Genomic DNA, 23,866 nt, shown 5'->3' with positions numbered 1-23,866 from the left:
GGTTATCGGCAAGGGGAGGAACGAACAATGCTGCGCCCAGTATAGGCAGCAATAGCCGGCGTGGCAACGATTTACGATGCTGCGCTGCGCCATGGTTTAGAGCCTATCCCAGTAGGGAGCGTCTTTTGCTGGCAGTTCATCAGGAGCGCGGACAAGGCATGAGGAGGACGCGTGGCGAGCCACGCGACGACGATCAACGCAGTTCCCGCTTCTGAGGGCCGCCAGCAGGGGATGTATTCATCTACTGGGATAGGCTCTTGGTGCCGCCCGCCGTGCCGGAGGGCGGCACGGGCGGCTGGCTGCTGCCCGGTCAGGTCAGTATTGTTCCCACTCGCCTTCCGCCACCATGGCGGGCGCGGCGCTCTTGCGGCTGGCGGGGGCGTTGGCGACGAGCCGTGGCTGGGCCGCCGTGGCGGCTGCGGGCCGTGGCGCCGGCTTTGGCTCCGGCCGCGATGCTGGCGCGGCTGGCGCCAGCGCCTGTGTGCCGTCGAGTTTGAACACGCTGACGGCTTCGGCCAGGATGCCCGCTTGATCCTGCAGCGCTTCGGACGCGGCGGCCGCCTCTTCCACGAGGGCTGCATTTTGCTGGGTCACGGCGTCCATTTCCGTGATGGCCTGGTTGATCTGTTCAATGCCCGCTTCCTGCTCGTTGCTGGCGGACGTGATCTCGGCCATGATATCCGTGACGCGCCGCACGCTATTGACGATTTCCTCCATGGTGCTGCCCGCCTGGTTCACGAGGGTGCTGCCAAGACTGACCTGGTGCACGGAATCGTCGATGAGGATCTTGATTTCCTTGGCGGCGGAGGCGGAGCGGTGGGCCAGGTTGCGCACTTCCGTGGCGACCACGGCAAAGCCCCGTCCCTGTTCGCCTGCCCTGGCTGCTTCCACGGCCGCATTCAGCGCCAGGATATTGGTCTGGAAGGCAATGCCGTCGATAACGCTGATGATGTCGACGATTTTCTTCGACGAGGCATTGATGGAATCCATGGTGGTGATCACTTCCGCCACCACCTTGCCGCCCTTGCTGGCCACGCTGGAGGCCGATTGCGCCATCTGGTTGGCCTGGCGCGCGTTTTCGCCATTTTGCTTGACGGTGGACGTCAGTTCTTCCATCGACGAGGCCGTTTCTTCCAGCGAGCTGGCTTGCTGTTCCGTGCGCGAAGACAGGTCCATATTGCCGGAGGCGATTTCACGCGAGCCGTGGGCGATGGCGTCCGTGCCATGGCGCACGCGGGCCACGATGCCTTGCAGATTGTCATTCATCTCTTTCAAGGCGCGCAGCAGCTGGCCCGTTTCATCGTTGCCGCGCGCGTCGATGCTGACCGACAAGTCGCCGGCCGCCACCCGTTGCGCCACCTTGACGGCTTCGGCGATGGGCCGGCTGATAGAACGGCTGATCAGGATGGCCAGCGCGATGGCAATGGCCGTCGCCGCGATGGACAGGGACAAGGTCAGGATGATGGCCATGCGCCCATCGGCGGCGGCTTGCTTGCCTTCGCTTTCCATCAGCGATTCCTGGAAGCTGGTCATGGCCGCCAGGGCCGTCAAGAATTTTTCTTGCGGATAGCGCAACTGCGTCAACAGGAAGATGCCCGCCGTTTCCGATTTGCCTTCTTGTAATAGTTTGATGTTCGCATCGCGCGTCCTGGCATAGCTTTCGCGGCTGCTCATCACGGCCTGGAGCAGTTCCTGGCCCTTGGGCGTGTTGATCATGGTTTTCAGGCGCGCCAGCAGCTCCGCGTTCTTTTTGATCGAGGCCTGAATCTTGGCCACGGAACTGCTGACTTCGTCGGCATCGTTGGCGCCGATGATGGCGATGCTCAGCAGGCGGGCCTGGATATTGACCTCGGACTGTATCGTATTCGACAACATGACCTTGACATAGCGGTCGTTGAGAATTTTTTCCGTCGAGGTGTTGATGTTGCGAATGCGGCTAATGGAAACAAATGCCACCATGGCAAGCAGGACAATGATCAAGCCAAAACTGACGGCCAGGCGGGTACTGATTTTAAGCTTATACATAGGTCATTCATCCTCGGCGAAAAGCGGAAAGCGTGCGCAGGGAATCGTCCTGCGGACAGGCTGTGTCCATTCAAGACGATGCTGATGCGGTCAGTTTGCGTTACAGAAAGCTAATTCGGCAGGGACAGGGCCGTGGATGCGTATTGCCGGTGGCCGGGAAGTCATGGCGACCCGCCCGGCGAGATATTCTTGCGGGGCAGCGCAGCGTGGCGCGGCCCGATTCTGTTGCTTAGTGTAGGACGATAATTTCTGACAGGCAAGATGTTAGGAAAAAAATCCGCTCGGCCAGCAACGCTTGTCGTGCGGTCAAAAAAAATGCCCCGGCGAGCGGGGCAAGGGATCAAGCGGGCCGTGTCGGCCCAGGCGCTCAGGCGCGCAAGGTGGACAGGATAGGTTGCAGCACGGCCGCGCCCAGTGCGGCGCTGCGGGCGCCGCTCCAGCCCGTTTGCGGGTCGGGATCGTTGGCGTTGTCCTTGAACGGCAATTCCAGGGTCAGCGACAGGCAGCCGAAGGCGTGCGTGATGTGGGGCGAGCCCATGGTCAGCACTTCCGGCGTGAACGGGCCGTCTTCATAGCCATGCTCATCCTGGAAGTCGGGGCTGGCCACCTTGAAGTCGGCGATGAAGCGGTCTTGCTCGGCCTTTTGTGCTGGCGTGAAATTTTCCAGCGCATCGCTGCCGGCCACGAAGACGTAGGGCAAGCCTTCGTCGCCATGCACGTCGAGGAACAGGTCGCAACCGATTTCATGCATTTTCTGTTTCACCAGGAATACTTCCGGGCTGCGCTCCATGGTCGGCGTCATCCATTCGCGGTTCAGGTTGGCGCCGGCCGCGTTGGTGCGCAGGTTGCCGTGCACGGAACCGTCCGGGTTCATGTTCGGCACCACGTAGAAAACGGCGTCCTGCAGGCACTGGCGGGCAAAGGGATTGGCCTGGTCCAGCAAGGCTTCAAGCATGCCTTCGACAAACCACTCGGCCATCGTCTCGCCCGGATGCTGGCGCGCGATGACCCAGACTTTTTTCTCGGCATCGGCGTCGCCGACGACCAGCAGATTCATGTCGCGGCCTTCCACCGTGCTGCCCAGGTCGATCAGGCGCACGAGCGGCGACGCTTGCGCGCTGTCGATCAGGGCCAGGTGGCGGTCCCATGGGTACGGTTCGAAATAGGCGTAGTAGACGCTTTCTTCCTCGGGGGTGTGTTCGATGGTCATCACCGTGCCGTCAAAGCTGGTCGGCACGCGGAACCAGGTTTCGCGGTCGTAGCTGGCCACGGCCTGGTAGTCTTTCCAGCCGTCCGGGTAGGCGGACTTGCCGGCATTCATGAAGCGGATCGTGCACGCCTCGCCTTGCGCGCCTTGCAGGCGGAAGTAAAACCACTGCGTGATGTCGGCGTGGGAATCCTTGCGGATGTTCAGTTCGATGGACTGGGCATCGTCGGCGCGCAGCACCTCGATCGCGCCGGCGTCGAATTGCTGGCTGATTTTAATGGTCATGAGTGTTCCTGATAAAAACGTATGGGTTTTGCATCGTGTGCAATGGCGCGATGATACCTGTTTTGCGGTGGCCTTTGTGCTGGCGCAAACGATGACGGACATGCTTTGCTAACGTGGAAGCTCCGACATGGGGAGATCATCATGGACGACCATAGCAACCACATACGCGAACTGGAAAAGAAAATCAGCGCCCTCAGCGACGCGCTGGCGCACCTGGGCAAGGGCACGACCTTGCAGGAATTGCTGCGCATCATACGTTTCCCCGGCTACACGACGCCGGCCGAATTCACCTTCAACGTCGCCATCCTCGACACCATGCTGGTGCAGGCCAATGCGCTGGAAAAGCTGGGGCAGGATTTGCTGGCGGGGGCCAAGCAGGTGGTGGCAAAACAGTGAGCAGGCGGTGACTTACAACACCTAACAAAACCGTAGCGAGCGGAAGGGAGTTGTGGTTGAGAAGCGCAACTGTACGAAGGTACAGTGAGCATCGCAGGCCGCAAATACCGACGCGCAGTAGGTTTTGATAGGTGTTCTTATTCCTGAACACCTGAAAAATGGCCAGGGCAAGGCGCAGGGCCGCAGGCAGTACGAACGTACGCCCAGGCCCTGCAACGCCGCCATGGACGTTTTATCAGGTGTTCAGTCCGCCGAAGCGTTCGTAAAACCACGGCTCCACGTCCGGCGCGTGCTCATCCTCGCGACGCAGGGTGGCCAGGATGTGTTCCTCAGCAGGTGCATACGTGATGCGGTACAGGTCGCGCGCCAGCGCATAGGCTTGCGTGCCAGGCCACGGTTCGGGCAGCAGTTCGACGGGCAGTTGCGGGTCGTGCAACTGCACGCGGCGGTAGGCGTGCGTCAGCAGCGAGCGGATGACGAACGCCTGCTCCGCATCGAACACGGGTTCTTCCTGCAGCAGGGTCAGCAGCGGCTGGAAACTGGCGATGAATTTTTCGTAGCCGGCCATCACTTCCGACAAGTCCCAGCAGTCGCCCACCATGTCGCGCAGGGGACGCGTGCTGACGCCTGGCAATTCCGTGGTGTGGCAGACATACAGCTTGCCCTGCACCTCGTTGCGCACGAGGATATCTTCCAGCGCCTCCGCATTGCTGGCCGGATGGCCAAAGATGCCGGGAGAGATCAAGCCGTAGCCCGCCCACAATAATTCCTTGCGCAGCGCGCCCCGTTCGGCGGCGCCGATGCTGCCGGCCGGACCGATCACCAGGGTCCAGCTGCCATCCCAGTGCACGACCAGCGGCGCGTAGATGCGGCGGTAGGCGCGTTCGAAGCGGGCCAGCGCCTCCGGGCGTATCGCATAGGCGCTGCGGCGGCCGTCGCGCTGCGAGCTGAGCCAGCCTTCCTGCGCCAGGCGGAACACGCTGGTGCGCAATAGCCGGTCATTGACGCCGAATGGCGCCAGCAGTTCGATCAGGCTCCCCAGCCAGATGGCGCCGCCGCGCGGCACGATGGCGTCGCCGAAGATGGTCATCACCAGGGACTTCGAGCGCGGTGGGTCGCTTTCCAGGAAATCGGCTATCCATGCCGTGCAGCGGGTGTTCTTCATGTGGTTCCGGTCTGGCCGTGTTGCGGTCGGTTCAATAAAAGCAGCAGTTTACTTGGCTGCGCGGGTAGCGCGGCAATAATTTGCCGGAAGCGCGGGTAGCGCCCCATGGTGTTTTCTCATAAGCAATATCATACGCACAAAAAAGCTGCACAAGATACGATTTTTTAAAATGATTCACATCAAGTGTATGCAAATCGTTTTTTGTATCGTATTATCTGTTTATCGCACCGCGTTGCTGCGCAAAATCAAAGACATGGGAGACACATCATGTACGCACAAATGGTTGAAACCGGCCTCAAGAACGTCCGCTCCATCGACGACATGGGCCAGGAAGAGCGCGCTTTCCAGGCGCGCATCGACGAAGGCATCAAGATCGAGGCCAAGGACTGGATGCCGGACGCCTACCGCAAGACCCTGATCCGCCAGATTTCGCAGCACGCGCACTCGGAAATCGTCGGCCAATTGCCCGAAGGTAACTGGGTCACGCGCGCACCGACCCTGAAACGCAAGTCGATCCTGCTGGCGAAGATCCAGGACGAAGCGGGCCACGGCCTGTACCTGTACAGCGCCGCGGAAACCCTGGGCGTGTCGCGCGACGATTTGCTCGCTGCCTTGCACTCGGGCAAAGCCAAGTATTCCAGCATCTTCAACTATCCCACCCTGTCGTGGGCCGACATGGGCGCCATCGGCTGGCTGGTCGACGGTTCCGCCATCATCAACCAGATTCCCCTGTGCCGCTGTTCCTACGGTCCGTATGCGCGCGCCATGATCCGCGTCTGCAAGGAAGAATCGTTCCATGCGCGCCAGGGCTACGACATCATGATGTCGCTGTGCAAGGGTACGCCCGAACAGAAAGCCATGGCGCAAGATGCCTTGAACCGCTGGTGGTGGCCATCGCTGATGATGTTCGGCCCGTCCGACGCCGCCTCCGTCAACAGCGCCCAATCGGCGCAATGGCGCATCAAGCTGTTCTCGAACGATGAATTGCGCCAGCGCATGGTCGACCAGACCGTGCCGCAAATCGAATACCTGGGCTTGACGGTGCCCGATCCCGACCTGAAGTTCAATGCGGAGACGGGCCACTATGAATTTGGCGAGATCGACTGGTCCGAGTTCAACAATGTCCTGAAGGGCAATGGCCCGTGCAACCGCGAACGTTTGCAAACGCGCGTGAAAGCGTATGAAGACGGCGCATGGTTCCGCGATGCCTTGGTCGCCTATGCCGACAAGCAAGCCGCTAACAAAGCAGCAGCGTAATTACATAAGACAGATAGGGGATAGCAACATGAGCAAAGAATGGCCTTTGTGGGAAGTGTTCATCCGCAGCCAGCACGGCCTGGCGCACAAGCATGTAGGCAGCCTGCACGCCTCCGACGCCGCGATGGCGGTCAACCATGCGCGCGACGTCTACACGCGCCGCAATGAAGGCGTGAGCATCTGGGTGGTGCGCGCGGCCGATATCGTCGCCAGCAGCCCCGGCGACAAGGGCGCCCTGTTCGAACCGTCGAACAGCAAGGTGTACCGCCATCCCACCTTCTTCCCGATGCCGGAAGAAGTCAAGAACCTGTGATGGGAGCGCCTGCAATGGATGACAAGGTCAACTACCTTTTGCGCCTGGGCGACAACGCCCTGATCCTCAGCCAGCAGCTGTCGCAGCTGTGCGGCAAGGGACCGGCGCTGGAAGAAGACATGGCGCTGACCAACGTGGCGCTCGATCTGTTGGGCCAGACGCGCTTGTGGTTCAGCTATGCGGCGGAACTGGAAAACGCGGGCCGCGACGAGGACGACATCGCCTTCTTGCGCGACGCCCACGATTTCAAGAACTGCCTGCTGGTCGAACAGCCGAACGGCAATTACGCCGACACCATGATGCGCCAGTTCTTCTTCGACAGCTGGCACTACTTCCAGCTGCTGGAACTGACGAAATCGACGGATGGTCGCATCGTCGATGTGGCGCAAAAGTCGATCAAGGAAGTGACGTATCACCTGCGCCGCAGCGGTGACCTGATCGTGCGCCTCGGCGACGGCACGGCGGACAGCCATGCGAAAACGCAGGCCGCGGCCGACAAGCTGTGGATGTACACGGGCGAGATGTTCAAGTACGACGCCGTCGACCAGGCCATGGTCGCCGCCGGCATCGCGCCGCCATCGGACGTGCTGCGCCGGGCCTTCCTCGAGCACGTGGCCGAGATCTTCGCCGAAGCGACATTGACCATGCCGGCGCCTGACGCCTGGATGCAAAAGGGCGGCAAGCAGGGCACGCACACGGAGCACCTGGGTTTTATTCTGGCCGAGATGCAGTTCCTGCAGCGCGCCTATCCCGGGGCGGAGTGGTAATGAACACGCCCATGGCAGCGCTGGACGCGGCCCAGGTCTGGGCCTGGCTCGGCGATGTGCCTGACCCGGAAATCCCCGTCATTTCGGTGGTGGACCTGGGCATCGTGCGCGCCGTCGACGTCACGGCGGGCGACGCGTGTACCGTGACGATCACGCCCACGTATTCGGGTTGTCCGGCGATGCAGGTGATCGCCGACGCCGTCACCGATGCCTTGCGCAGCCATGGCGTGGCCAAGGTGACCCTGGTGAACCAGCTGGCGCCCGCCTGGACCACGGACTGGATGAGCGAGGCGGGCAAGGCCAAGCTGAAAGGCTACGGCATCGCCCCGCCGCAGCAGCAGGTGATCGATATCAGCGGCTTGCGTGGTGGCGTGAAACGGCAACCGATGCCCAAGCTGGACGTCATTTGCCCGAACTGCGGCTCGACGCATACGCAGCTGACCAGCCAGTTCGGCTCCACGCCGTGCAAGGCCCTGTACAAATGCCTGGCTTGCCGCGAACCGTTTGACTACTTCAAGTGCCACTAAAAAAATCAGGCACACGTTCCGAAGAAACTGGAGATGAAGCATGAGTAAATTTTATCCGCTGCGCGTAGCGAACGTGCGCAACGAAACACGCGACACCATCGCCGTCACGTTCGACGTGCCGTCTGAACTGCAGCAGCAGTTCCGCTTCCAGCAGGGCCAGCACCTGACCCTGCGCACCAATATCAATGCGGAAGACGTGCGCCGTTCGTATTCCATCTGTTCGGCGGTGCAGGACGGCACCCTGCGCGTGGCCATCAAGCGCACGCCGGGCGGCGCTTTCTCCACCTGGGCCAACGACACCCTGAAAGCCGGCGCCACCATCGAGGTGATGCCGCCCATGGGACACTTCAACGTACCGCTCGACTGCGTCAACCGCAAGCACTACCTGGCATTCGCGGCCGGCAGCGGCATCACGCCCATCCTCTCCATCATCAAGACGACCCTGCTGACGGAACCCCTGAGCCGCTTCACCCTGTTCTACGGCAACCGCGCCTCGTCCTCCGTCATCTTCAAGGAAGAATTGACGGACCTGAAGGATGTGTACCTGGAGCGTTTGAACCTCGTCTACGTGATGAGCCGCGAGCAGCAGGACATCGAATTGTTCAACGGCCGCATCACGCAAGAAAAATGCGAACAGTTCCTGCAGCACTGGATCAAAGTCGAAGACTACGACAACGCGTTTATTTGCGGCCCGGAAGACATGATGCTCGGCGTGTCCGCTGCCCTGCAGGCGGCCGGCATGCCCAAGCAGAATATCAAGATCGAACTGTTCGCCGCCAGCATCCCGAAAAACGCCCACAAGCCGCGCGCCCAGCTGGCTGCGGATGCTGTGCAGGAAACGGAAGTGACCGTCATCATGGACGGCAACCATACCACCTTCATGATGGACAAGGACAAGGAGTCCATCCTCGACGCGGGACTGCGTCAGGGCATCGACATGCGCTACTCGTGCAAGGGCGGCGTATGCTCGACCTGCCGCTGCAAGATACTCGACGGCAAGGTCGAGATGGACGTCAACTACGCGCTGGAAGACTATGAAGTGGCGCGCGGCTTCGTCCTCAGCTGCCAGAGTTTCCCGCTGACCGACAAGGTCGTCGTCGACTTCGATCAGGCAGAATAAAAGCCGGGGTCAGACCCGCCGGGTCTGACCCCAGATTTCCGCTGCGGGCCAATAAATAAAAATAGCGAGATGCCATGACCTACCAAAACATCCTCTTCACCATCGAGCAGGGTATCGCGACGCTCACCCTGAACCGTCCCGACAAGCTCAATAGCTTTACGCAAGCCATGCACGAGGAAGTGCGCGACGCGATTGCGCAAGTGAACGCCGACAGCACCGTGCGCGTCTTCGTGCTGACGGGCGCGGGCCGCGGCTTTTGCGCGGGCCAGGACTTGTCCGACCGCGCCGTGGAACCGGGTTCGAAGGGCGTGGACCTGGGCGAATCGGTGGAAAAAAACTATGCGCCGCTGGTGCTGGCCTTGAAAGCCCTGGCTATGCCCGTGATCTGCGCCGTCAACGGCGTGGCCGCCGGCGCGGGCGCCAACCTGGCGCTGGCTTGCGACATCGTCATCGCCGGCAAGTCGGCCAGTTTCGTCGAAGTGTTCTGCAAGCTGGGCCTGATTCCGGACACGGGCGGTACCTTTTTCCTGCCACGGCTGATCGGTTCGGCACGCGCCATGGGACTGGCCATGCTCGGCGAAAAACTGACGGCGGAAAAGGCCGAGGACTGGGGTTTGATCTGGAAATGCGTGGATGACGCGCAGCTGGCGGAAGAGACGCGCAAGCTGGCCGTGCACTTTTCTACCGCACCGACCAAGGGCCTGGCGTACACCAAGCAGGCGCTGGCTCTCAGTGGCGCCAATACCCTGCCGCAGCAGCTTGCGCTGGAAGCGCGCATGATGAGCGATCTCGGTAACAGCGACGATTACCGCGAAGGCGTGGCCGCCTTCATGGAAAAACGCACACCGCAATTCAAGGGACACTGATATGGCAGCTTTGGACAACAACAGTATCGTCGCCGTCATCGGCAGCGGCGCCATGGGCGCCGGCATCGCGCAGGTGGCCGCTGCCGCCGGCTACAGAGTCAAACTGTACGACACGCGCGCGGAAGCGGTGAGCAAGGCTTTGCTTGATATCGGCAAGATGTATGCGAAGCTGGCCGAGAAGGGCCGCATGACGTTGGACGAAGCCACGGCCGCCACCGCGCGCCTGCAGGCGGCCGGCAGCCTGGCCGATGTGAGTGATTGCGCCCTGGTGGTGGAAGCCATCGTGGAAAACCTCGACGTCAAGCGCGGCCTGTTCGCCGAACTCGAAGCGTTGGTCAGCGACGACTGCATCCTGGCGACGAATACCTCGTCGATCTCCGTCACGGCCATCGCCGCCAAGCTGCGCCGGCCGGAACGCCTGGTCGGCATGCACTTCTTTAATCCCGTGCCCCTGATGGCGCTGGTGGAAGTGATCAGTGGCCTGGCCACCAGTGAACAAGTTGCCGCCACCGTCTACGACACCTCGATCGCCTGGGGCAAGAAGCCCGTGCATGCGAAATCGACACCGGGCTTCATCGTCAACCGTGTCGCCCGTCCGTTTTATGCGGAAGGCTGGCGCCTGTTGAACGAGCAGGCGGGCGACCCCGCCACCATCGACGCCGTGCTGCGCGAAGCGGGCGGCTTCCGCATGGGGCCATTCGAGCTGATGGACCTGATCGGCCACGACGTGAATTTCTCCGTCACGCAATCCGTGTTCGGCGCCTACTTCAACGACCCGCGCTTCACGCCATCCGTGCTGCAGCAGGAAATGGTCAACGCGGGATTCCTTGGCCGCAAATCGGGCCGAGGCTTTTATCTGTACGGCGAAGGCGCGGCTGCACCCGTGGCGCAGGCGGAAAGCGCGCAAGCGGCCCCGGAATTCGTCGCCCTGTCGGCCGCCATCGGCGGCGATGGCCGTGGCCACAGCGGCATCATCCGCAGCCTGGTGCAGCGGCTGGAGCAGGCGGGCGTCACCGTCAGCCGCCGCGTCATGCAGGAAGGCCAGGCGCATGACGAGGCGCCGGCCCTGCATTGCCATGGCGCCGCGATCTATCTGACCGATGGGCGCAGCGCCACCCAGCGCGCGCACGACAACCAGCATCCGGACACGGTGCTGTTCGACCTGGCGCTCGATTACGCCAGTGCAAAGCGCATCGCCGTGGCCCGTGCCGACCAGTGCAGCGACGACGCCTACGCGGCCGTCGTCGGCCTGTTCCAGGCGGCCGGTTTCACCGTCACGCGCCTGGACGACGTGCCTGGCCTGGCCGTCATGCGCACCGTCGCCATGCTGGCCAACGAGGCGGCCGACGCCGTCAACCAGGGCGTGTGCACGGCGGATGCCGTCGATATCGCCATGCAGAAGGGCGTCAATTATCCGCGCGGACCGCTGGCCTGGGCCGATGCGGTCGGCGTTCAACAGATCGTGACCGTGCTGCACCACCTGGCGCAAGGCTATGGCGAAGACCGCTACCGGGTCTCGCCGCTGCTGCGCCGCAAACTCGCCAATGGAGCACCGTTTCATGCATAAGGAAGACCATATTCACGCTGCCCAGGCTTTGGCCGAAGCGGCTGCCGCCTCCATGCTGTCGCGCGATAACGCCACCGCCGCCATGGGCATCGCCCTGGCCGACGTGGGTCCCGGCCATGCGCGCATGACGATGACGGTGCGCGCCGACATGCTCAACGGCCACCAGACCTGCCACGGCGGTTTCATTTTTGCCCTGGCCGACAGCGCCTTCGCCTTCGCCTGCAACAGCTACAACATGAATACCGTGGGTGCCGGCTGCACCATCGACTACCTGGCGCCGGGCCGCGAAGGCGACGTGCTGACGGCGCACGCCGTCGAACAGGCGCTGGCGGGCAAGAGCGGCGTCTATGACGTCAAGGTCAGCAACCAGGAAGGCCGCGCCGTCGCGCTCTTCCGGGGCAAGTCGATCCGCGTGGCGGGCGAAGTCATACAAGAGCAGGCTTGAACTGCCGGAACTGTTTTAGATTTTTTTTAAGATTAAAAACGCCTCGACAAAACCGTCGCGAGCGGAAGTGAGTTGTGGCCGAGAAGCGCAACTGTGCTGTGGCACAGTGAGCATCGCAGGCCGCAAATCACGACGCGCAGCAGGTTTGGTCAGGCGTTACTAGAGGAGACAATGATGGTCCAACGTACGCCTTCCCCGAATGACCTCGAGCCGATCGAGCGCGCCAGCAAGGATGAACTGCAGGCGCTGCAGCTCGAACGCATGAAATGGACACTCAAGCACGCGTATGACAACGTGCCACATTACCGTGCCGCTTTTGACGAAGCGGGCGTGCATCCGGACGATCTCAAATCCTTGTCCGATCTTTCCAAATTCCCGTTCACGGACAAAAAAGTCTTGCGCGACAATTACCCGTTTGGCCTGTTTGCCGTGCCGCGCGAGCAGGTGGTGCGCATCCACGCCTCGAGCGGCACCACGGGCAAGGCCACGGTGGTCGGCTACACGCAGAACGATATCGACGCCTGGGCCAACGTGGTGGCGCGCTCGATCCGCGCCGGCGGCGGCCGCGCGGGCGATATGGTGCATATCTCGTATGGCTACGGCCTGTTCACGGGCGGCCTGGGCGCGCACTACGGCGCCGAGCGCCTAGGCTGCACGGTCATCCCGATGTCCGGCGGGCAGACGGAAAAGCAGGTGCAGCTGATCCAGGATTTCAAGCCGTCCATCATCATGGTCACGCCGTCGTACATGCTCAACATCATCGAGGAATTCACGCGCCAGGGCCTGGACCCGGCCGAATCGTCGCTGAAGGTGGGCATTTTCGGCGCCGAACCGTGGACGGACGCCATGCGTTCGGAAATCGAAGCGCGCGCCGGCATCGACGCCGTCGACATCTACGGCCTGTCCGAAGTGATGGGACCTGGCGTGGCGTCCGAATGCATCGAGAGCAAGGACGGTCCCGTCATCTGGGAAGACCATTTCTATCCCGAGATCATCGATCCGGAAACGGGCGAAGTGCTGCCGGACGGCGAAGAGGGCGAACTGGTGTTTACCTCCTTGTCGAAAGAGGCGCTGCCCATCATCCGCTACCGCACGCGCGACCTGACCCGCTTGCTGCCGCCGACCTCGCGGGCCATGCGCCGCATCGGCAAGATCACGGGCCGCTCCGACGACATGCTGATCATCCGCGGCGTGAACGTTTTCCCCACGCAGATCGAAGAGCTGATCCTCAAAATGCCGAAGCTGGCGCCGCAGTACCAGCTGGTCGTCACGCGCGACGGCCACCTCGACAAGCTCGAAGTGATCGCCGAGCTGCGCATCGACCTGACGGCCACCCTCTCGGCGAGCGAAACGGACGCCCTGGCGCGCGAGCTGGAACACCGCATCAAGACGCACGTGGGCGTGAGCACGCGCGTGCGCCTGGTGGCCGCCGCCGGCATCGAACGCACGCTGACGGGCAAGGCCCGCCGCGTGGTCGACCAGCGCCCGAAGATTTTCTCCTGATAGCCCGAACAAGGAAGCAAACATGAACGAAGCCTTTATCTGTGACGCCGTGCGCACACCTTTCGGCCGCTACGGCGGTGCCTTGTCCAGCGTGCGCGCCGACGACCTGGGCGCGCTGCCGATCGCCGCGCTGATCGCCCGCAACCCGTCCGTCGACTGGTCCGCCATCGACGACGTGTTCTATGGCTGCGCCAACCAGGCGGGCGAAGACAACCGCAACGTGGGCCGCATGGCCGCGCTGCTGGCGGGCTTGCCGGCGGCAGTGCCGGCCAATACCATCAACCGCCTGTGCGGCTCCAGCCTGGACGCCGTGGGCATGGCCGCCCGCTCGATCAAGGCGGGCGAGGCGGAGCTGATCGTCGCCGGCGGCGTGGAAAGCATGACGCGCGCACCGTTCGTGATGGGCAAGGCCGACAGCGCGTTCTCGCGCGCGGCGAAAATCGAAGACACGACCCTGGGCTGGCGCTTCGTCAACGGCAAAATGAAGGCGCAGTACGGCATCGATACCATGCCGGAAACGGCGGAAAACGTGGCCGTGGAATTTGGCATCAGCCGCGCCGACCAGGACGCGCTGGCCTTGCGCAGCCAGCAGCGCTGGGCCGCCGCCAACGCGGCCGGCGTGTTCGATCGCGAAATCGTGCCCGTCGCCGTGCCGCAAAAAAAGGGCGAGCCGAAGATGGTGACGATGGATGAACATCCGCGTCCGGACACCTCGCTGGAAATGCTGGCGAAACTGAAAGGCGTGGTGAAGGCGGATGGCACGGTCACGGCCGGCAATGCCTCGGGCTTGAACGACGGCGCCTGCGCGATCTTGCTGGCGTCCGCCGCCGCCGTGGATAAATACAAATTGACGCCGCGCGCAAAGGTGCTGGGCATGGCCACGGCCGGCCTGGCACCGCGCATCATGGGCTTTGGTCCCTCGCCGGCGTCGCGCAAGGTGCTGGCGCAGACCGGCCTCACCATCGAGCAGATGGACGTGATCGAACTCAATGAAGCGTTTGCCGCGCAGGCCCTGGCCGTCACGCGCGACCTGGGCCTGGCCGACGATGCGGCCCACGTGAACCCGAATGGCGGCGCGATTGCCATCGGCCACCCGCTGGGCGCATCGGGCGCGCGCCTGGTGATGGCCGCGCTGAACCAGCTGGAACGCACGGGCGGGCGCTATGCGCTGTGCACCATGTGCATTGGCGTGGGGCAGGGTATTGCTGTCGTCATTGAACGCGTATAAAAAAGTAAAACAACAAAAAAGGCGCAGGCTTGCAAAAAAAGCGCCAACCATAATTGACCGTAGTGCCAACCTGGTGGAGACCATAATGATTGCCAATATCTTCAAGAAAACCCTGATCGCCGGCGTGCTGGCAATGACTGCCGCGGGTGCGTACGCGGCCGACAACATCAAGATCGGTTCCGTGCTGTCCGTCACGGGCCCTGCCGCCTTCCTGGGCGACCCGGAACTGAAAACCCTGCAGCTGTATATCGAGAAAATCAATGCGGCCGGCGGCGTGCTGGGACGCAAGCTGGAACTCGTGCATTACGACGACGGCAGCGATGCGGCCAAGGCCAACGGTTTTACCAAGCGCCTGATCGAGTCGGACAAGGTCGACGTGCTGATCGGCGGCACCACCACCGGCGCGACGATGGCGATGGCGCCGCTGGTGGACCGCGCCAGCATGCCGTTCATCTCGCTGGCGGGCGCCGTGGTCATCATCGATCCGGTCAAGAAGTGGGTCTTCAAGACGCCGCATACGGACCGCATGGCGGCCGAGAAGGTGTTCGAGGACATGAAGAAGCGCGGCATCAGCAAGGTGGGCCTGCTGTCGGAAACGAGCGGCTTCGGCGCCTCGGGCCGCAAGGAGTCGCAGATCGTCGCCTCGAAGTATGGCATCACCCTGGTGGCCGATGAAACCTACGGCCCGAAAGACACGGACATCACGGCGCAGCTCACGCGCATCAAGAATACGGCCGGTGTGCAGGCCGTCTTCGTGTTCGGCCTGGGCCAGGGCCCGGCGGTCGTGACCAAGAACTACGGCCAGCTGGGCATGGCCGCGCTGCCGCTGTACCAGTCGCATGGCGTGGCGTCGGACGAATACCTGAAGCTGTCGGGCAAGGCTGCCGAAGGCGTGCGGCTGCCGACGCCGGCCCTCTTGATCGGCGCCATGCTGCCCGACAGCGACGCGCAGAAGGCCGTCGTCGTCGGCTACGACAAGACGTATAAAGAGCGCTACAAGATCGATCCGTCGACCTTTGGCGGCTATGCGCTCGACGCCCTGAACCTGTCGGTGGACGCCATCAAGCGCGCCGGCGGTACGGACCGCGAAAAAGTGCGCACGGCGCTGGAGCAGACCAAGGGTTTTGTGGGCACCACCGGCGTGTTCAACATGTCGGCCAAAGACCACATGGGCCTGGACCTGTCGGCTTTCCGCATGGTGGAAGTGAAGAACGGCGAATGGCAATTGTCGAAGTGATGTAAGCCAGAGTACCTGCGCGAGGCCGCCCTCGAAGGCGGCCCGCGCATAGCCGAACATAATGGAGACACCATGGAAGTCGCACAATTTCTACAATTTCTGTATTCCGGGATGACGGTCGGTTCCGCCTACGCGCTGGCGGCGCTGGGCTTTACCATCATCTACAACACCAGCGGCGTGATCAATTTCGCGCAAGGCGAATTCATCATGCTGGGCGGGATGCTGGCCGCCGTGATGTCGGCCGCCGGCGTGCCGCTGCCGCTGGCCATCATCCTGGCCGTCATCGCCACCGGCATCGTTGGCCTGTTGATGGAAAAAGCCGTGATCGAACCGGCGCAAAACGCGCAGGTCATCACGCTCTTGATCATCACCATCGGCGCCTCGCTGGTGCTGCGCGGCCTCGTGCAAATCTGGCTGGGCAAGGATACGCACTCGCTGCCGGCCTTTTCCGGCGACGCGCCGATCGAATTTCTGGGTGCGAGCCTGCTGCCGCAAAGCCTGTGGGTGCTGGGCGTGACGGTCGTCATCGTGCTGGTGCTGGGCTGGTTCTTCGGCCGCACGCTGATGGGCAAGGCCATGCTGGCCACCTCGCACAACAAGCTGGCCGCGCAACTGGTGGGCATCAACACGCGCAAGGTCCTGCTGTTCTCGTTCGGCCTGTCGGCCCTGCTGGGCGCGGCGGGCGGCATCCTCGTCGCACCGATCACGTATACCTCGTATGACGCGGGCATCATGCTGGGCCTGAAAGGTTTTGTCGCCGCCGTATTGGGTGGCCTCGGTGGCGGCGCAGGCGCGATTGCCGGCGGCCTGATCCTCGGCATCGCCGAAGCCATGACGGCCGGCTACATCTCGTCGGCCTACAAGGATGCGGTGCCGTTCGTGCTGATTCTATTGATCCTGTTCTTCCTGCCGCAAGGCTTGTTTGGCGCTAAAAATTCGGAGCGTGTATGAAGAATTTCCTTACCCGCTCGCGCCATGGCGGCCTGCTCTTGCTGGCGCTCGTGCTGGCCATCTTGCCGCTGTTCCTCAGCAATGCGTTCTACTATGACGTGGCGATCCGCATCGCGCTGAACGCCATCGTCGTCATCGGCCTGAACCTCTTGATGGGCTATACGGGCCAGATCAGCCTCGGTCACGCGGGCTTCTATGGCCTGGGCGCGTATGCGTCGGCCGTGCTGACCACGCACTATGGCTGGCCGCCGCTGGCCGCCCTGGCCGCCGGCGCCGTTGCCACGGGCCTGCTGGCGCTGCTGCTGGCCCGTCCCGTACTGAAACTCAAGGGCCATACCCTGGCCATGGCGACGCTGGGACTGGGCATCATCATTTCCATTGTCATCAACAACGAGACGCAATGGACGGGCGGTCCGGACGGCATCGGCGTCTCCGCCTTCAGTGTCGCCGGCCTGGAAATCGCCGGCGAAAAATCATGGTACCTGGTGTGCGCCGTGCTGCTGTTGCTGGTCACGTGGCTGGCCCTGAACCTCATCGATTCGCCCGTCGGCCGCGCGCTGCAGGCCATCCACGGTTCGGAAGTGGCGGCCCGCGTCGTCGGCGTCGATACGACGCGCTTCAAGGTGCGCGTGTTCGTGCTGTCGGCGGTGATTGCCAGCATCGCGGGCAGCATCAGCGCCCATTACATCGGCTTCATCACGCCCAACCTGGCCGGTTTCTTCCACTCGATCGAGCTGGTGACGATGGTGGTGGTGGGCGGCATGGCGTCGATCTTCGGTTCCATCATCGGCGCCGCGCTGCTGACGGTCTTGCCGCAACTGCTGTCCAGTTTTGAAGGCTGGGAAACGGTGGTGTTCGGCGTGATCCTGATGGCGACCATGATCTTCATGCCCAAGGGCCTGGTGCCGAGCCTGGCCAGCCGTTCGCGCAAGCGTTCTGCCACGCCGAAAGCACCGCCTCAATCTGCACGGGAGGTGTGAGATGCTGACGATTAACAACCTGAGCAAGAGCTTCGGCGGCGTGCATGCGGTGCAGGACGTGAGCTTTACCGTCAAGGAAGGCAATATCCACTCCGTGATCGGGCCGAACGGCGCCGGCAAGACGACCCTGTTCAACCTGATCACCGGTGTCTATACGCCGACCAAAGGCGAGATCCTGCTCAATGGCGAGAACGTGGCCGCCATGTCGCCCGATGCGCTGGCGCGGCGTGGCATGAGCCGCACTTTCCAGAATCTGCAGGTGTGCATGAACATGACGGCCATCGACAATGTGATGGTGGGCGCGCACCTGCGCCTGAACCAGAACCTGTTCGCCTCCATGCTGCGCCTGCCGTCCGTGCGCCGCGCGGACGCGGCCTGCCGCGACGAGGCGGCGGGCCTGATGGAGTTTGTCGGCGTCGGCCGCCACATCGGCGACGAGGCGGGGCAGATGTCGTATGGCGCATTAAAACGCCTGGAAATCGCCCGCGCGCTGGCGGCCAAGCCGAAAGTGCTGCTGCTCGACGAACCGGCGGCGGGTCTGAACCACACGGAGACGGGCGAGATCGAAGCCCTGATCCGCAAGGTGGCGCAATCGGGTGTGACGGTGGTGCTCGTCGAGCATGACATGAAACTGGTGATGAATCTGTCGGACCATATCCTGGTGCTCGACTATGGCAAGAAGCTGGCCGAAGGGACCGCCGCCGAAGTGCGCGCCAATCCCGACGTGGTGGCGGCATACCTGGGAGTGGCGGCATGATGAAGATGGAAAAACCCCAGACACCGCTGGTGCTCGATATCGCCGGCCTGACCAGCCATTACGGCCGCATCCAGGCCCTGCACGGCATCGACCTGCAGGTGCGCCAGGGCCAGCTGGTGGCGCTGGTGGGCGCCAATGGCGCCGGCAAGACGACCTTGCTGCGGGCGATCTCCGGCGTGCAGCCGATCAGCGCCGGCAGCATCGCCTTCGCCGGCCAGGACGTGAGCCGCATGAGCGCCGACAAGCGCGTGCGCGCCGGCATCTGCCAGGTGCCGGAAGGGCGGCAAGTGTTCGGCCCCATGACGGTGGAAGACAATCTGCGCCTGGGCGCGTTTACACGCCCCGCACAGGACGTGGCGGGCGACATGGAGCGCATGTACGGCCTGTTCCCGATCCTGAAGGAAAAGCGCCTGCTGCTGGCCGGCACGCTCTCCGGAGGACAGCAGCAGATGCTGGCCATGGCGCGCGCGCTGATGGGCCGCCCGCAACTGCTGGTGCTCGATGAACCGAGCATGGGCCTGGCGCCGCTCCTGATCGCGGAAATCTTCCGCATCGTGGCCGAGCTGCGCGACCAGGGCATCACCATCTTCCTCGTCGAGCAGAACGCGCACGCCGCCTTGTCGATCGCGGACGTGGGCTATGTGATCGAGACGGGCGCGATTACCCTGTCCGGTCCCGGTCCCGAGTTGCTGCACAACGAGCAGGTACAGAGCGCGTACCTGGGTATGTGAAGACAGCAGCGGAGGGCCGGGGTCAGACCCGCCGGGTCTGACCCCAGTTTTCCGCTGCGTCTAGTAATAGCGTGCATGGCGCGCAGATGAATAGGAGTTTGCATGGTCAAAGTCTACGAAATCAACGGCGTCACCCCCGTCGTCCACCCCAGCGCCTATGTGCACCCGTCGGCCGTGCTGATCGGCGACGTGATCGTCGGTCCGCGCTGCTATATCGGTCCGCTCGCTTCGATCCGCGGCGACTTCGGCCGATTGATCCTGGAAGAGGGGGCGAACCTGCAGGACACGTGCGTCATGCACGGCTTCCCCGGCTGCGACACGGTAGTCGAAGTCGATGGCCATATCGGCCATGGCGCCGTGCTGCACGGCTGCCGCATCGGCCGCAATGCGCTCGTCGGCATGAACGCCGTGGTGATGGACAACGCCGTCATCGGCGAGGAATCCATCGTCGCCGCCATGAGTTTCGTCAAGGCGGGCATGGTCGTCGCACCGCGCAGCATGGTCGTGGGCACGCCCGCCAAGGTGATCCGCACGCTGACCGACGATGAAATCAAATGGAAAAGCTCGGGCACGGGCCAGTACCACGAACTGGCCGTGCGCTCGATGCAGACGATGCGCGAAGTGGAAGCGCTGACGCAAGTCGAGGCGAACCGCCAGCGCCTCAATTTCGAATCGGCCTTGCCGCTGCATTTGCACAAGAACGCCTCGGCGCAATAAACCATATGAGCGTAGGTCGGATTAGCGGGGCAGCGCCCCGCGTCATCCGACACCACCACCAACGTCACCAACACCCTCGTTTTACGGAGAAACCACATGGCTCACATATCCACCCTGCAAAGCCTGATCGCCGGCCGCTGGCTGGGCGAAAGCGCCGCCGTGCCCCTGCACAGTGCCTTGAACAACCGCGTCATCTATCATACGCATGCGGAAAAGATCGACTTCGACGAAGCCGTCACGTATGCGCGCAAGACGGGCGTGCCGGGCCTGATGGCGCTCGATTTCCAGCAGCGCGCCGCGCGCCTGAAGGCGCTGGCCCTGTACCTGGTCGAGCGCAAGGAAGAACTGTATGCGATCTCGCACCTGTCGGGCGCCACGCGCGCCGACAGCTGGGTCGACATCGAAGGCGGCACGGGCACCCTGTTCGCCTATGCCAGCATGGGCAGCAACGAGCTGCCGTCGTCGAACGTGCTGCACGAAGGCCCGGCCATCGCGCTCGGTAAAAAAGGCGGCTTCGCCGGCACGCACATCCTGGTGCCGCGCGGCGGCCTGGCCGTGCATATCAACGCCTTCAACTTCCCCATCTGGGGTCTGCTGGAAAAATTCGCGCCCAGCTTCCTGGCGGCCATGCCCTGCATCGCCAAGCCGGCCACGGCGACCAGCTATCTGACGCAGGCCGTCGTGCGCATGATGCATGAATCGGGCTTGCTGCCGGCCGGCAGCTTGCAGCTGGTGATCGGTTCCACGGGCGACTTGCTGGACCGCCTGAATGGCCAGGATTTCGTCACGTTTACAGGGTCGGCCGCCACGGCCGCCAAGCTGCGCACGAATTCCAACCTGATCGCCCAGTCCGTACCGTTCAATGGCGAAGCCGATTCGCTCAATTGCGCCATCCTGGCGCCGGATGTCACGCCCGACGACGTGGAATTCGACCTGTTCGTCAAGGAAGTCGTGCGCGAAATGACGGGCAAGTCGGGCCAGAAGTGCACGGCGATCCGCCGCATCATCGTACCCGAGCACCTGATGGACGCCGTCGGCTCGCGCCTGCGCGAGCGCCTGGCCAAGGTGGTGGTGGGCGACCCGTCCATCGAAGGCGTGCGCATGGGCGCGCTGGCGTCGAAAGAGCAGCAGAACGACGTGGCCGAGCGTGTCGCCACCCTGTCGCAGGGTAATGAAGTGGTGTTCGGTGCGGCCGACGGATTCAATCCGCTCGGCGATGGCGCGCAGGACGGCAGTTTCTTCTCGCCGACCTTGCTGATGTGTCGCGACGCCTTCGGCAACGATGCCGTGCATGACGTGGAAGCGTTCGGCCCCGTCAGCACCATGATGGGTTACAAGGATATCGATGAAGCGCTGGCCCTGGCCGCGCGCGGCAAGGGCAGCCTGGTGAGCACCCTGGTGACGCGCGATCCGAAGATCGCCGCGCGCGTGGTGCCGCAGGTGGCGGCTACGCATGGCCGCGTGCACGTGCTCGAGCGCGTGGCTTCCGTCGATTCGACGGGCCATGGCTCGCCCCTGCCGCAGCTGAAGCATGGCGGACCTGGCCGCGCGGGCGGCGGCGAGGAACTGGGCGGCGTGCGCGCCGTGCGCCACTATCTGCAACGGGCGGCCGTGCAAGGCTCGCCGACCATGCTGGCGGCCATCACGGGCGAATACGTGCGCGGCGCGGACGTCAACGAAAGTCCGATCCACCCGTTCCGCAAGCACTTCGAGGACTTGAAGACGGGCGACTCGCTGCTCACGCACCGCCGCACGGTCAGCGAAGCGGACATCGTCGCCTTCGGCGGCATCTCGGGCGATTTCTTCTACATGCACTTCGATGAAATCGCGGCGAAGGAATCGCAGTTCGGCAAGCGCATCGCCCACGGCTACTTCGTGCTGTCCGCCGCCGCCGGCCTGTTCGTCTCGCCCGGTGTCGGTCCCGTGCTGGCCAACTACGGTCTGGACAACCTGCGCTTCGTCGCGCCGGTGGCGATTGGCGACACCATCCGCGCCCGCCTGACGTGCAAGCGCAAGGTCGACCGCAACCGCAAGGACGTGTTTGGCGTGGGCCAGGGCGTGGTCGCGTGGGACGTGCAGGTGACCAACCAGAACGAGGAACTGGTGGCCAGCTATGACATTCTGACCCTGGTCTCCAAGCGCGAGTAAGTCCGAGAGTAAGCGTCTCCGGCAGGACCGGTGTGAATGGCGCCACCCGCGAACTTCGCGCGGGTGGCGCTTTTTTTATGGGGGTTCTTTTGGTCTTGAATTATCCATAAGTGTATGAAAAATATAGGCTAAGTGTGGTTTTGCACAGCGTGCTATTTAGATAAACCCCTCTAGAACGCGTGCTTTTTTCATCAAAAGCGGCGAATTCGCTCATTGCCGCAAGAAAACTTTCCAACGTAAAACCTTTTCTATGTAGCATGGATTTACTCACTGGTCACGTCGCCATGCACGCCCAAGGCGATGGTGGCGCGAAAAAAAACGGACCCGGCCTTTTGCGGCTGGTGAACCCTCGACCGCGAGTTCCATTCCACGATTAACGTTCACCGCTACGGGTATTTAATTACTATGAATAAACACGTCCTGATTTTCCTGTTGGCCATGCCCCTGGCCATCAGCCATGCCTACGCCGAAGAGGCCGTTGGCCCCGCCGTCAAGATCAGCGGTTACGGCACGGCCGCCCTGACCATGGCCGATACGGACAACGCGCAGTTCGCGCGCCCGAACCAGGCTGCCGGCGCCGGCCGCACCGCCCGCACGGGCGTCGATTCCAACCTGGGCTTGCAAGCCAATGTCACCGTCAACCCGTGGCTGTCGGCCACCGTGCAGGGCCTGGCGCGCAAGGATGGCGAGGATGATGTCGGCGCCGAACTGGCGTGGGCCTTCGCCAAGGCCAAGGTATCGGACAGCTTCAGCGTGCGCGTCGGCCGCATGGGCCTGCCCGTCTTCATGATTTCCGATTATCGCAACGTGGGCTATGCCAACACCATGCTGCGCCCGCCCGGCGAAATGTATTCGCAGGTACCGCTGAACAGCATCGACGGCATCGACGGCACCTACCAGTTCAGCGCGGGCGATACCAGCATCACCACGCAGCTGGCGCTGGGTCGCACCAAGGCCACCCTGGCCACGGGTCCCGCTTCGACCGTGCAGGTGGAGGGCAAGTCCATCGTCGCCCTCAACGTGGTGGCTGAACATGGCCCCGTCACCGTGCGCTTCGGCCGGGCCGAGACCAGGTTGACGATCAACGATTCGCCGAGCCTGAACACCTTGATGGGCAGCTTGCGCGCGGCCGGCAGCGGCTACCGGATCGCCCAGCTGGGCGCCCTGGCCGATGCGCTGGAAGTCAAGGACAAGAAGGCGTCGTTTACCTCCGTGGGCCTGGGCCTGGACTGGAACAATGTGCTGCTGCAGTCGGAATATGCGAAGCGCAAGACGGACAGCTATGTCAGCGACAGCACCTCGTGGTATGTGATGGGCGGCTACCGCATCGGTGCCTTCCTGCCCTACTACAGCCACGCCAGCCTGAAGGCCGATGGCCGCGTGAACAACACCGTGCCCGCATCCTGCCCTGCCGGCTATCCGGCCGCCTGTACGCCGACCCTGCGCGCCCTGTCGGCCGGCGTCGAGACCCTGGCCACCATGCGCAACCAGCTCGAGCAATCGACGGACAGCATCGGCGTGCGCTGGGACTTCCACCGTTCGGCCGCGCTGAAAGTGCAGATCGACCGCATCAAGCCGAAGAATGGCCCTGGCCTGTTCGTGCAAGCCAAGCCGGGCTTCCATGGTCCCGTCACGGTGGCTGCCGCCGCCATCGATTTCGTTTTCTGAGGAGCG

General features: G+C 63.1%; 22 protein-coding genes. 19 read left to right on the top strand and 3 right to left on the bottom strand.

The genetic code is table 11. From position 1 onward, the window contains the following. Nucleotides 1-315: 315 nt before the first annotated feature. Both JAB4_RS26845 and JAB4_RS26840 read right to left on the bottom strand, forming a co-directional pair. Nucleotides 316-2,025 (bottom strand): methyl-accepting chemotaxis protein, encoded by a 1,710-nt coding sequence (locus JAB4_RS26845; protein WP_070224235.1) that lies wholly within the window; start codon nucleotides 2,023-2,025, stop codon nucleotides 316-318. A gap of 367 nt (nucleotides 2,026-2,392) precedes the next feature. Next, the gene (locus JAB4_RS26840) at nucleotides 2,393-3,517 is read right to left on the bottom strand and encodes a M14-type cytosolic carboxypeptidase (RefSeq protein ID WP_034746346.1); all 1,125 of its coding nucleotides are present in this window, start codon (nucleotides 3,515-3,517) and stop codon (nucleotides 2,393-2,395) included. 141 nt (nucleotides 3,518-3,658) lie between these two features. On the opposite strand from JAB4_RS26840, the gene JAB4_RS26835 reads away from it, so the two are divergent. Then, nucleotides 3,659-3,913, top strand: a complete 255-nt coding sequence (locus JAB4_RS26835) for a hypothetical protein (protein ID WP_070224236.1) — start codon at nucleotides 3,659-3,661, stop codon at nucleotides 3,911-3,913. 235 nt (nucleotides 3,914-4,148) lie between these two features. Here JAB4_RS26835 and paaX read toward each other — a convergent pair whose 3' ends face one another. Next, nucleotides 4,149-5,078 carry a phenylacetic acid degradation operon negative regulatory protein PaaX gene (gene paaX, locus JAB4_RS26830; protein WP_070224237.1) on the bottom strand — a complete coding sequence of 310 codons (930 nt, stop codon included), beginning with the start codon at nucleotides 5,076-5,078 and terminating at the stop codon, nucleotides 4,149-4,151. 267 nt (nucleotides 5,079-5,345) lie between these two features. On the opposite strand from paaX, the gene paaA reads away from it, so the two are divergent. The 18 genes from paaA to JAB4_RS26740 all read left to right on the top strand — a co-directional run bounded on the left by paaA (nucleotide 5,346) and on the right by JAB4_RS26740 (nucleotide 23,860). Continuing rightward, nucleotides 5,346-6,335 carry a 1,2-phenylacetyl-CoA epoxidase subunit PaaA gene (gene paaA, locus JAB4_RS26825; RefSeq protein ID WP_070224238.1) on the top strand — a complete coding sequence of 330 codons (990 nt, stop codon included), beginning with the start codon at nucleotides 5,346-5,348 and terminating at the stop codon, nucleotides 6,333-6,335. A gap of 28 nt (nucleotides 6,336-6,363) precedes the next feature. Continuing rightward, on the top strand, nucleotides 6,364-6,648 hold the full coding sequence (paaB, locus tag JAB4_RS26820; protein WP_070224239.1) for a 1,2-phenylacetyl-CoA epoxidase subunit PaaB: 285 nt from the start codon (nucleotides 6,364-6,366) through the stop codon (nucleotides 6,646-6,648). Next, the gene (gene paaC / locus JAB4_RS26815; RefSeq protein WP_256267233.1) at nucleotides 6,648-7,415 is read left to right on the top strand and encodes a 1,2-phenylacetyl-CoA epoxidase subunit PaaC; all 768 of its coding nucleotides are present in this window, start codon (nucleotides 6,648-6,650) and stop codon (nucleotides 7,413-7,415) included. The genes paaB and paaC overlap by 1 nt, the downstream gene beginning before the upstream one ends. Further along, nucleotides 7,415-7,942, top strand: a complete 528-nt coding sequence (gene paaD / locus JAB4_RS26810) for a 1,2-phenylacetyl-CoA epoxidase subunit PaaD (protein ID WP_070224241.1) — start codon at nucleotides 7,415-7,417, stop codon at nucleotides 7,940-7,942. The genes paaC and paaD overlap by 1 nt, the downstream gene beginning before the upstream one ends. Before the next feature lie 40 nt (nucleotides 7,943-7,982). Then, entirely contained in the window at nucleotides 7,983-9,062 is a 1,080-nt protein-coding gene (gene paaE, locus JAB4_RS26805) for a 1,2-phenylacetyl-CoA epoxidase subunit PaaE (protein WP_070224242.1), read from the top strand. Between the two features lie 74 nt (nucleotides 9,063-9,136). After that, nucleotides 9,137-9,928 carry a 2-(1,2-epoxy-1,2-dihydrophenyl)acetyl-CoA isomerase PaaG gene (gene paaG / locus JAB4_RS26800; RefSeq protein WP_070224243.1) on the top strand — a complete coding sequence of 264 codons (792 nt, stop codon included), beginning with the start codon at nucleotides 9,137-9,139 and terminating at the stop codon, nucleotides 9,926-9,928. A 1-nt stretch (nucleotide 9,929) separates the two neighbouring features. After that, nucleotides 9,930-11,495 (top strand): 3-hydroxyacyl-CoA dehydrogenase PaaH, encoded by a 1,566-nt coding sequence (paaH, locus tag JAB4_RS26795; protein WP_070224244.1) that lies wholly within the window; start codon nucleotides 9,930-9,932, stop codon nucleotides 11,493-11,495. After that, nucleotides 11,488-11,940 (top strand): hydroxyphenylacetyl-CoA thioesterase PaaI, encoded by a 453-nt coding sequence (paaI, locus tag JAB4_RS26790; protein ID WP_070224245.1) that lies wholly within the window; start codon nucleotides 11,488-11,490, stop codon nucleotides 11,938-11,940. Before paaH ends, paaI begins: the two co-directional genes overlap by 8 nt. Before the next feature lie 174 nt (nucleotides 11,941-12,114). Then, entirely contained in the window at nucleotides 12,115-13,443 is a 1,329-nt protein-coding gene (gene paaK / locus JAB4_RS26785) for a phenylacetate--CoA ligase PaaK (RefSeq protein WP_070308409.1), read from the top strand. A gap of 22 nt (nucleotides 13,444-13,465) precedes the next feature. Further along, nucleotides 13,466-14,671 (top strand): 3-oxoadipyl-CoA thiolase, encoded by a 1,206-nt coding sequence (gene pcaF, locus JAB4_RS26780; protein ID WP_070224247.1) that lies wholly within the window; start codon nucleotides 13,466-13,468, stop codon nucleotides 14,669-14,671. A gap of 85 nt (nucleotides 14,672-14,756) precedes the next feature. Further along, nucleotides 14,757-15,908, top strand: coding sequence for an ABC transporter substrate-binding protein (locus JAB4_RS26775; RefSeq protein WP_070224248.1), 1,152 nt, complete (start codon nucleotides 14,757-14,759; stop codon nucleotides 15,906-15,908). A gap of 72 nt (nucleotides 15,909-15,980) precedes the next feature. After that, complete coding sequence (locus tag JAB4_RS26770; RefSeq protein ID WP_070224249.1) at nucleotides 15,981-16,859, top strand: branched-chain amino acid ABC transporter permease; 879 nt, start codon at nucleotides 15,981-15,983, stop codon at nucleotides 16,857-16,859. Beyond that, the gene (locus JAB4_RS26765) at nucleotides 16,856-17,839 is read left to right on the top strand and encodes a branched-chain amino acid ABC transporter permease (protein ID WP_070224250.1); all 984 of its coding nucleotides are present in this window, start codon (nucleotides 16,856-16,858) and stop codon (nucleotides 17,837-17,839) included. Before JAB4_RS26770 ends, JAB4_RS26765 begins: the two co-directional genes overlap by 4 nt. A 1-nt stretch (nucleotide 17,840) precedes the next feature. Further along, nucleotides 17,841-18,596 (top strand): ABC transporter ATP-binding protein, encoded by a 756-nt coding sequence (locus JAB4_RS26760; RefSeq protein WP_070224251.1) that lies wholly within the window; start codon nucleotides 17,841-17,843, stop codon nucleotides 18,594-18,596. Continuing rightward, nucleotides 18,596-19,327: an ABC transporter ATP-binding protein gene (locus JAB4_RS26755; RefSeq protein ID WP_070224252.1), complete on the top strand. Its 732-nt coding sequence runs from the start codon at nucleotides 18,596-18,598 to the stop codon at nucleotides 19,325-19,327. Before JAB4_RS26760 ends, JAB4_RS26755 begins: the two co-directional genes overlap by 1 nt. Nucleotides 19,328-19,429: 102 nt before the next feature. Next, nucleotides 19,430-20,044 carry a phenylacetic acid degradation protein PaaY gene (gene paaY, locus JAB4_RS26750; RefSeq protein WP_070224253.1) on the top strand — a complete coding sequence of 205 codons (615 nt, stop codon included), beginning with the start codon at nucleotides 19,430-19,432 and terminating at the stop codon, nucleotides 20,042-20,044. A gap of 96 nt (nucleotides 20,045-20,140) precedes the next feature. Further along, entirely contained in the window at nucleotides 20,141-22,192 is a 2,052-nt protein-coding gene (paaZ, locus tag JAB4_RS26745) for a phenylacetic acid degradation bifunctional protein PaaZ (RefSeq protein WP_070224254.1), read from the top strand. A gap of 405 nt (nucleotides 22,193-22,597) precedes the next feature. Continuing rightward, nucleotides 22,598-23,860, top strand: a complete 1,263-nt coding sequence (locus JAB4_RS26740) for a hypothetical protein (protein ID WP_070224255.1) — start codon at nucleotides 22,598-22,600, stop codon at nucleotides 23,858-23,860. Nucleotides 23,861-23,866: the final 6 nt, after the last annotated feature.

The sequence above is a fragment of the Janthinobacterium sp. HH102 genome, from assembly GCF_001758625.2.
In the GTDB taxonomy this organism is placed as follows: Bacteria; Pseudomonadota; Gammaproteobacteria; order Burkholderiales; family Burkholderiaceae_D; genus Janthinobacterium.
The sequence above is the reverse complement of the archived record's forward strand: the minus strand, read 5'-3'. Positions and strand labels throughout refer to the sequence as shown.

Coding starts and splice junctions, on each gene's coding strand:
- JAB4_RS26740 (WP_070224255.1), top strand. CDS start 22,598: ATGAATAAACACGTCCTGATTTTCCTGTTGGCCATGCCCCTGGCCATC.
- JAB4_RS26755 (WP_070224252.1), top strand. CDS start 18,596: ATGAAGATGGAAAAACCCCAGACACCGCTGGTGCTCGATATCGCCGGC.
- paaB (WP_070224239.1), top strand. CDS start 6,364: ATGAGCAAAGAATGGCCTTTGTGGGAAGTGTTCATCCGCAGCCAGCAC.
- paaC (WP_256267233.1), top strand. CDS start 6,648: ATGGGAGCGCCTGCAATGGATGACAAGGTCAACTACCTTTTGCGCCTG.
- JAB4_RS26845 (WP_070224235.1), bottom strand. CDS start 2,025: ATGTATAAGCTTAAAATCAGTACCCGCCTGGCCGTCAGTTTTGGCTTG.
- paaG (WP_070224243.1), top strand. CDS start 9,137: ATGACCTACCAAAACATCCTCTTCACCATCGAGCAGGGTATCGCGACG.
- paaI (WP_070224245.1), top strand. CDS start 11,488: ATGCATAAGGAAGACCATATTCACGCTGCCCAGGCTTTGGCCGAAGCG.
- paaD (WP_070224241.1), top strand. CDS start 7,415: ATGAACACGCCCATGGCAGCGCTGGACGCGGCCCAGGTCTGGGCCTGG.
- JAB4_RS26765 (WP_070224250.1), top strand. CDS start 16,856: ATGAAGAATTTCCTTACCCGCTCGCGCCATGGCGGCCTGCTCTTGCTG.
- paaH (WP_070224244.1), top strand. CDS start 9,930: ATGGCAGCTTTGGACAACAACAGTATCGTCGCCGTCATCGGCAGCGGC.
- JAB4_RS26760 (WP_070224251.1), top strand. CDS start 17,841: ATGCTGACGATTAACAACCTGAGCAAGAGCTTCGGCGGCGTGCATGCG.
- JAB4_RS26835 (WP_070224236.1), top strand. CDS start 3,659: ATGGACGACCATAGCAACCACATACGCGAACTGGAAAAGAAAATCAGC.
- paaA (WP_070224238.1), top strand. CDS start 5,346: ATGTACGCACAAATGGTTGAAACCGGCCTCAAGAACGTCCGCTCCATC.
- paaY (WP_070224253.1), top strand. CDS start 19,430: ATGGTCAAAGTCTACGAAATCAACGGCGTCACCCCCGTCGTCCACCCC.
- paaK (WP_070308409.1), top strand. CDS start 12,115: ATGGTCCAACGTACGCCTTCCCCGAATGACCTCGAGCCGATCGAGCGC.
- JAB4_RS26840 (WP_034746346.1), bottom strand. CDS start 3,517: ATGACCATTAAAATCAGCCAGCAATTCGACGCCGGCGCGATCGAGGTG.
- JAB4_RS26770 (WP_070224249.1), top strand. CDS start 15,981: ATGGAAGTCGCACAATTTCTACAATTTCTGTATTCCGGGATGACGGTC.
- paaE (WP_070224242.1), top strand. CDS start 7,983: ATGAGTAAATTTTATCCGCTGCGCGTAGCGAACGTGCGCAACGAAACA.
- paaZ (WP_070224254.1), top strand. CDS start 20,141: ATGGCTCACATATCCACCCTGCAAAGCCTGATCGCCGGCCGCTGGCTG.
- JAB4_RS26775 (WP_070224248.1), top strand. CDS start 14,757: ATGATTGCCAATATCTTCAAGAAAACCCTGATCGCCGGCGTGCTGGCA.
- paaX (WP_070224237.1), bottom strand. CDS start 5,078: ATGAAGAACACCCGCTGCACGGCATGGATAGCCGATTTCCTGGAAAGC.
- pcaF (WP_070224247.1), top strand. CDS start 13,466: ATGAACGAAGCCTTTATCTGTGACGCCGTGCGCACACCTTTCGGCCGC.